Origin of the sequence: Geobacillus sp. DSP4a (genome assembly GCF_013096875.1) — a bacterium.
Taxonomy (GTDB): Bacteria; Bacillota; Bacilli; order Bacillales; family Anoxybacillaceae; genus Geobacillus; species Geobacillus thermophilus.
Genome location: NZ_SDLD01000080.1, coordinates 1 through 5,619, shown reverse-complemented (window position 1 = coordinate 5,619; position 5,619 = coordinate 1). Strand labels below are relative to the sequence as shown.

The following is a 5,619-nucleotide window of genomic DNA, read 5'->3' as shown; positions in this document are numbered from 1 at the left end:
ATTGGGCGGTGGTGCTGTTGGCCTGCGTGTACAGCATCGCCGAATCCCGCCAAAACCTCTCCACCGGGCTGGAGCTTCTTCGGTCGCGGAAAGACCACAGCGTCGTCGAGTTCATTTATGACGCTGCAAAGCAAGATATTCCCATTGATGTGATCAAAAAACAGCTCCGTATCGCGTAAGGGGTACCCTGTTTGTCTCTCTAACCATGGAAATTATTGTAATAAAAAATGCTCATCTACAGAAAAATGGTAAAGCTTTGAATTGCATCTATTATCAAAGCGAGGAGCCGTCTCTCTTTTCGTACGAATCAATTTTGCCGTTTTATCATGGCTCGCCCGCTGTTTCCCCAACCGCCCGGCGCGGCAGCTTCCAACCGTATGTGTAGGACAAAATGCGCAAAGCGGCGACGGCGATAAACAGCATATACAGCTCTACGGGCGAATCCGTCCATTTCAACCCGACGGCAAGGCCGGCCAAAATCGCCCAGGCGGCGTAAATCTCCGCATGCAGCACGAGCGGCTTCCGTCCGGCGAGCACATCGCGGATGATGCCGCCGCCGCTTCCGGTCAACACCGCGGCGACGATGACCGCGCTTAACGGATGACCCATGTTGACGGCATACAGCGCTCCTTGAATGGCGAACGCGGACAGCCCGAGGGCGTCAAAAAAGTTGCCCCACCGCTTCCACGGCGGCAGCATTTGCTTTGGGAACAAATACACAACTGTCATGGCCGCCAAAGCGACAAGAAAGAGCGGCTCTTGTTCCCATAACGCCGACACGGGAACCCCGATCAGCAAATTGCGCACCGCCCCGCCGCCAAAAGCGGTGACAATCCCTAAAATGTACACCCCAAGCAAATCGTACTCCTCTTCCATCGCGACGATCGCCCCGCTAATGGCAAAGGCGATCGTGCCGATGATGCTCAATACTTCCCACGTCATTCTTGCTGTTCCTTTCCGTGCGTTGTTCTTGTATCATTGTAGAGGCAAAAGCGGCGGAAAATCAATCATTTTTTTGGAACGAACTAGCAGACCGATGATGGGATTTGGTATCATGAACGTAGAGAACATGTTCGCCGCGAGGAAAGGAAGGGGGATGCCATGACCCGTGAACAAGCGATCCTTGTCGGCTGTCAGCTGGCTGGTGTAGACGACGGACGGTTCCGCTATTCGATGGAAGAGCTCGCGTCGCTCGTGGCGACGGCAAACGGCGAAGTGGTTGCCGAACTGGCGCAAAAACGCGAAGCGCCGCACCCGGCGACGTATATCGGCAAAGGAAAAACGGAAGAGCTCGCCGCCCTTGTCAAGGAGCTCGAACCGGATCTTGTCGTTTTCAACAGCGAGCTTTCCCCAAGCCAGGCGCGCAATTTGACAAACCTGCTTGGCGAGGTGAAAGTCCTTGACCGGACGCAGCTGATTTTAGACATTTTTGCCCAGCGCGCCCGCTCAAAAGAAGGAAAGCTGCAAGTCGAGCTCGCCCAGCTCGAATATATGCTGCCGCGCCTTAGCGGCCAAGGGGAGGCGCTGTCTCGCTTGGGCGGCGGCATCGGCACGCGCGGGCCGGGGGAGACGAAGCTTGAGACCGACCGCCGCCATATTCGCCGCCGCATTGATGACATTAAGGCGGAACTGCGGCGCGTCGCCAAGCACCGTGGGCGCTACCGCGAGCGCCGGCAAAAAAACCAAGCGTTTCAAGTGGCGCTCGTCGGCTATACGAACGCCGGCAAGTCGACGATTTTCAACCGGCTGACCGCCGCCGATTCGTTCGAGGAAAACTTGTTGTTTGCCACGCTTGATCCGCTGACGCGCAAATGCGTCTTGCCATGCGGCTATACGGTGCTTGTCACCGATACGGTCGGGTTCATTCAAGACTTGCCGACGACGCTTATCGCCGCATTCCGCTCGACGCTCGAGGAAGTGACAGAAGCCGATTTGTTGCTTCACGTCGTCGATTCGTCTCATCCGGATTACGTTGCGCACGAGCGAACGGTGTTGCGGCTGCTCACTGAATTAGGGGCTTCTTCCATTCCGATGGCCACGGTGTACAATAAAAGCGATCAAAAAGCGTCGGAATTCATTCCGACAACGACTGCTTCCATCATGATCAGCGCGCTTTCCGCGGCTGACATTGACCGGCTTCGTTATTTTCTTGAAGAAGCGGTGAAACAGCAGATGGTTCATTATGACGTATCGATCCCGAGCGGGGAAGGAAAACTGCTCGCCCAGCTAAAATCGGACACCATTTTGCACGAATGGCATTATAATGAACAGGGGGGCACGTACGACTGTCAAGGGTATGTGCTGCCAGCGCACCCCTTGTATGGGGAGCTGCAATCATTCCAACGGTAGAAAGGGTTCATCTATGTTTTGGACACAATGGAGACACGGAGAAACCATCGCTCTTCTCATCGAGGAAATCGAAGCACAAATCGCGCCGATTCACCGCCGCATCGATGAACTGGTCGACGTCAACCAATACCGCGTGCTTGAGAGCTTCCGTCGCCATCAAGTGAGCGACGCCCACTTCATTCCGTCAACCGGTTATGGGTATGACGATGCGGGCCGCGATACGCTTGACCGCATTTACGCCGACGTATTCGGGGCGGAAGCGGGGCTTGTGCGCCCGCAAATCATCTCCGGCACGCACGCGATTGCGATCGCGCTGTTTGGCGTGTTGCGCCCGGGCGATGAATTGCTTTACATCACGGGCGCTCCGTACGATACGCTTGAGGAAATCGTCGGCGTCCGCGGCCGCGGCGTCGGCTCGCTGAAAGAGTTTGGCATTCGTTATCGCAGTGTGCCGCTCACAGCGGAAGGGATGGTCGATTTTCCGGCCGTTCGCGAAGCGATCCATGAGCGGACGAAAATGATCGGCATTCAACGTTCGCGCGGCTATGCGGACCGGCCGTCGTTTACTGTCGAAGAGATCGGCGACATGATTGCATTCGTCAAGTCGATCAAACCGGATGTCGTCGTGTTTGTCGACAATTGCTACGGAGAATTCGTCGAGGAGAAAGAGCCATGCCATGTCGGCGCCGATTTGATGGCCGGCTCGCTCATTAAAAACCCGGGAGGGGGCTTGGCGAAAACGGGCGGCTACATTGTCGGCAAGCGGGAATATGTGGAGGCGTGCGCCTATCGGATGACCTCGCCGGGCATTGGAGCGGAAGTCGGTCCGTCGCTTTACAGCTTGCCGGATATGTATCAAGGTTTTTTCCTTGCGCCGCACACCGTGGGTCAGGCGCTCAAGGGGGCGGTTTTTACGGCGGCGATGCTCGAGCGGATCGGACTAAAAACCTCGCCATCGTGGAAGGCGAAGCGCACGGATTTGGTTCAGTCCGTCCGTTTTGACGATCCGGAACAAATGGTGGCGTTTTGCCAAGCGATTCAGGCTTCCTCCCCGGTCAACGCTCATTTCACTCCGTATCCGAGCGACATGCCCGGCTATGAAGACAAAGTGATCATGGCCGCCGGCACGTTCGTGCAGGGCGCGAGCATCGAGCTGACGGCAGACGGGCCGCTGCGGCCCCCATATGTCGCCTACGTGCAAGGCGGGCTGACGTATTCACACGTCAAAATCGCCATTTGTTCAGCCGTCCACCGTCTGCTTGAGCAACAGCTCATTTGTTTGTGAGAAAATATGACGCATCATTGACTGTTTTCTTGACATTATGGTAAAATGAAGGTATCAAAAGCGAGGAGGAATTGGCATGAGCAGTCATATTCGTCGTTCCATGCCATTGTTTCCGATTGGGATTGTGATGCAGCTGACCGACTTGTCGGCTCGGCAAATCCGCTATTATGAAGAGCACGGCCTCGTTTCGCCAGCGCGCACGGAAGGCAACCGGAGGCTGTTTTCGCTCAATGACATTGACCGCTTGCTGGAAATTAAAGATTTGATCGACCAAGGCGTCAACTTGGCGGGCATTAAGCAACTTTTTGCCGCGCGGGAGGAAGGACGCCACCAGCAGGCGGAGAAAGTCGAAAAAGTAGGAAAACCGAAGCTGTCGGACGAAGAACTGCGCGAAATTTTGCGGAATGAATTGCTGCAGGCCGGGCGGTTCCAGCGCGCATCGCTTCGCCAAGGAGATCTCGCTCGCTTCTTTCACTAAGGATTGAGAAATAATTTCGGAGCCGGGGGAGGAGTTTGGACATGGCAAAATATACGCGTGACGACATTCTACACATCGTCAAAGAGGAAAATGTCAAGTACATCCGCCTGCAATTCACCGATATTTTGGGCACGATCAAAAACGTCGAAATTCCGATCAGCCAGCTGGGGAAAGCGCTTAACAACAAAATTATGTTTGACGGGTCGTCGATCGAAGGATTTGTCCGCATCGAAGAGTCAGATATGTATTTGTATCCGGACTTGGATACGTTCGTCATTTTCCCGTGGACTTCAGAAAAAGGAAAAGTCGCCCGCTTTATCTGCGACATTTACAACCCGGACGGCACGCCGTTTGAAGGCTGTCCGCGCTATAACTTGAAGCGGGTGCTGAAAGAGATGGAGGCGCTTGGCTTCAACGCCTTTAACTTAGGAGCTGAGCCGGAATTCTTCCTTTTCAAGCTGGACGAAAAAGGACACCCGACGATGGAGCTGAACGATCGCGGCGGCTATTTCGATTTGGCGCCGACCGATCTTGGGGAAAACTGCCGGCGCGACATTGTGCTCGAGCTTGAGGAAATGGGGTTTGAAATCGAAGCGTCCCATCATGAAGTCGCCCCGGGCCAGCATGAGATCGATTTTAAATACGCTGATGCCGTAAAAGCGTGCGACGACATTCAAACGTTTAAGCTCGTCGTCAAAACGATCGCCCGCAAACACGGATTGCATGCGACCTTTATGCCGAAGCCGATTTTTGGGATTAACGGTTCAGGAATGCATTGCAACCTGTCGCTGTTCCGCAACGGTGAAAACGCCTTTTTCGATCCGAACGGCGACTTGCAGTTGAGCGATACGGCGCGGCAGTTTATCGCCGGTGTGCTGAAGCATGCGCCGAACTTTACGGCGGTGACGAACCCGACCGTCAACTCGTATAAGCGGCTTGTTCCAGGCTATGAAGCGCCGTGCTACGTCGCTTGGTCGGCGCGCAACCGCAGCCCGCTCATCCGCATTCCCGCTTCGCGCGGCATGAGCACGCGCATTGAGGTGCGCAGCGTTGACCCGTCGGCCAACCCATACTTGGCCATGGCGGTGCTTTTAGCCGCTGGGCTTGACGGCATTCGCAACAAGCTCACTCCTCCGGCGCCAGTGGATCGAAACATTTACGTCATGACGAAAGAAGAACGGCTCGAAGAAGGCATTGTCGATTTGCCGGCAACGCTCTATGAAGCGTTGGAAAACTTGAAGTCCGATGAAGTGATGATTCACGCGCTCGGCAAACATTTATTCGAGCATTTCGTCGAAGCGAAAGAAATTGAGTGGGATATGTATCGGACAACGGTTCATCAATGGGAATTGGACCAATATATGGAACTCTACTGATTCACCTGAATCCGTGATGGTTGGAAATCAACTTTGATTTTGGTGTTAGTTCTATGGATATATGATCCATACATCCCTTTTTTTGATGATTCCCTGCACCACTTTCATGTTTGAAAACGAGATAAATCCTC

General features: G+C 54.4%; 5 protein-coding genes and 1 pseudogene. 5 read left to right on the top strand and 1 reads right to left on the bottom strand.

Annotation, left to right across the window (positions count from 1 at the left end; all coding sequences use genetic code 11):
- Positions 1–179, top strand: a pseudogene (locus ETC02_RS16010) (IS701 family transposase); the annotation flags it as partial.
- A gap of 145 nt (positions 180–324) precedes the next feature.
- Here ETC02_RS16010 and ETC02_RS16005 read toward each other — a convergent pair.
- The gene (locus ETC02_RS16005; RefSeq protein ID WP_033017292.1) at positions 325–942 is read right to left on the bottom strand and encodes a trimeric intracellular cation channel family protein; all 618 of its coding nucleotides are present in this window, start codon (positions 940–942) and stop codon (positions 325–327) included.
- A gap of 159 nt (positions 943–1,101) precedes the next feature.
- On the opposite strand from ETC02_RS16005, the gene hflX reads away from it, so the two are divergent.
- The 4 genes from hflX (at position 1,102) to glnA (ending at position 5,488) form a co-directional block, all read left to right on the top strand.
- Positions 1,102–2,349, top strand: coding sequence for a GTPase HflX (gene hflX, locus ETC02_RS16000; protein ID WP_063211496.1), 1,248 nt, complete (start codon positions 1,102–1,104; stop codon positions 2,347–2,349).
- 13 nt (positions 2,350–2,362) lie between these two features.
- Positions 2,363–3,634 carry a methionine gamma-lyase family protein gene (locus ETC02_RS15995; protein ID WP_050368547.1) on the top strand — a complete coding sequence of 424 codons (1,272 nt, stop codon included), beginning with the start codon at positions 2,363–2,365 and terminating at the stop codon, positions 3,632–3,634.
- A 76-nt stretch (positions 3,635–3,710) separates the two neighbouring features.
- On the top strand, positions 3,711–4,112 hold the full coding sequence (locus tag ETC02_RS15990; protein ID WP_050368548.1) for a MerR family transcriptional regulator: 402 nt from the start codon (positions 3,711–3,713) through the stop codon (positions 4,110–4,112).
- A 41-nt stretch (positions 4,113–4,153) separates the two neighbouring features.
- Complete coding sequence (glnA, locus tag ETC02_RS15985) at positions 4,154–5,488, top strand: type I glutamate--ammonia ligase (protein ID WP_050368549.1); 1,335 nt, start codon at positions 4,154–4,156, stop codon at positions 5,486–5,488.
- Positions 5,489–5,619 lie beyond the last annotated feature (131 nt).

Bases quoted from the DNA above. Each gene is read 5' to 3' on its own strand.
- ETC02_RS16005 (WP_033017292.1), bottom strand. From the start codon at position 942: ATGACGTGGGAAGTATTGAGCATCATCGGCACGATCGCCTTTGCCATT.
- hflX (WP_063211496.1), top strand. From the start codon at position 1,102: ATGACCCGTGAACAAGCGATCCTTGTCGGCTGTCAGCTGGCTGGTGTA.
- ETC02_RS15995 (WP_050368547.1), top strand. From the start codon at position 2,363: ATGTTTTGGACACAATGGAGACACGGAGAAACCATCGCTCTTCTCATC.
- ETC02_RS15990 (WP_050368548.1), top strand. From the start codon at position 3,711: ATGAGCAGTCATATTCGTCGTTCCATGCCATTGTTTCCGATTGGGATT.
- glnA (WP_050368549.1), top strand. From the start codon at position 4,154: ATGGCAAAATATACGCGTGACGACATTCTACACATCGTCAAAGAGGAA.